The organism is Corallococcus sp. 4LFB (genome assembly GCF_046520365.1).
GTDB lineage: Bacteria > Myxococcota > Myxococcia > Myxococcales > Myxococcaceae > Corallococcus > Corallococcus caeni.
Genome location: NZ_JBKGHJ010000941.1, coordinates 1 through 1,610 on the forward strand (window position 1 = coordinate 1; position 1,610 = coordinate 1,610).

General features: G+C 74.9%; 1 protein-coding gene and 1 pseudogene. One reads left to right on the top strand and one right to left on the bottom strand.

Features of this window, described 5'->3' with window-relative positions; genetic code table 11:
* Positions 1–1,249: FUSC family protein (locus ACLEQD_RS43010; RefSeq protein ID WP_410391736.1), on the top strand; the 1,249-nt coding region annotated here is incomplete at its 5' end.
* A 64-nt stretch (positions 1,250–1,313) separates the two neighbouring features.
* Here ACLEQD_RS43010 and ACLEQD_RS43015 read toward each other — a convergent pair.
* Positions 1,314–1,610, bottom strand: a pseudogene (locus ACLEQD_RS43015) (HEAT repeat domain-containing protein); the annotation flags it as partial.

Sequence of the window (1,610 nt, forward strand, 5' to 3'; positions counted from 1 at the left end):
GCGGGGCTCGGTGCCGGTGCCGACGTCGTGGGACGCGCAGCGGGTGGGGCGGGTGCTCCAGGCGGACGGAGGGCTCCCGGAGCCGGCGCGCTCGCAGTACGCGCACGCCGCGGGGCTGCTGGGACGGCTGCATGAGTACAGCGCGGTGGCGCTGGACGTGGCGTCCCGGCTGGAGTGCGGCGAGCCCCTGCCGGAGCGGGACACGAAGCTGTTGGAGACGGAGCCGGGCCGGGGGCGCGCGGGGTGGAAGGTGCTGCGCGACCACCTGACGCCGGAGTCGGTGGTCTTCCGGCACGCGCTGCGGCTGGGGCTCACCGCGACGGTGGCGACGGCGCTGGCGGAGGGGCTGGGGCTCAACCACTGGTACTGGGTGACCATCACGGTGATTGTCGTGTTGCAGCCGTACGCGGGGCTCACCACGGAGAAGGGGCTGCAGCGCGTGGCGGGGACGTTCGTGGGCAGCGTGCTGGCCATGGGGCTGGTGCAGGTGCTGCCCGCGCATTGGATGATGCTCGCGGCCATCGGGGTGCTGGTCTGCGTGTCGGTGAGCGTGCGGCCGCTGAACTTCACGGTCTACCAGGTGCTGCTGGCGCCGGCGCTGGTGCTGCTCGCGGAGCTCCAGACCGGGGACTGGCGGCTCGCGGGGGTGCGCATCCTCAACACGCTGATGGGCGGCGCGCTGGCGCTGGTGGGCATCCGGCTGCTCTGGCCGAGCCCCGAGCACGCGCGCTTCGCCGAGGAGGTGGCCCGCGTGCTGAAGGCGGACCAGGACTACCTGCGCGCGGTGGCGCGGACGCCGGTGCCCACGGAGGCCGCGCTGCGGGAGGCCCGGCGCAAGGTGGGCGTGGCGCTGCTGTCCGCGGAGGCGTCGTTCCAGCGGATGCTGAGCGAGTGGAAGGGGCCGGCGGAGGAGCTGGAGCCGGGGATGGCGTTGATCACCTACGCGAGGCGCTTCACCGCGGCGGTGACGGCGCTGGCGGCGAGCCGCGCCTGGCATCCGCGGTCGGACCTGGAGCCGGTGGTGCGCTACGCGTCGGACGCGCTGGAGGAGCTGTCCGCGGCGCTGGTGGCGCGGCGCGTGCCATCCGCGCTCAAGCGCGAGGTGCCCGGCCTGGAGGACGCGGACGCGCTGGCGCGAACGCAGGTGACGCGGCTGGTGCGCCAGCTGGGCGTGCTCCACCGCGCGTTGGAGCGCATGCCGCCCGCGCTGCGCGCCTCGGAGGATGGCGCCACACCCGTCCCCGCGTGACACGCTGCCGGCGCGGAAGGGCACCTGCGCGTGCCCTCCGCGCCTCACGCTTCCTGGAGCCTCGTTACGCCCGCTCCAGCTTGACCAGCAGCCGGCGCAGGTCCTCGTTCACGCGCACGAAGTGGGAGTTGCCCTTCTCGTCCTCCAGCTGCTTCTTCATCGCGGGCAGGGACGCCTCGCGCAGCTTCTTCGCCGCGCCGGGGGCGTCCGCCAGCCAGTCCACCGCCTGGATGACCGTGGCGCGCGCCTCGGTGTCGCGCTCGACGAGCCGGGTGGCCAGCGCCGGGCCCTGGTCCGTGGCCCCCAGCCGCCCCAGCTCCAGCGCCGCGCCGCTGCAACAGCGCCGCGTCCGCCTTGGGCA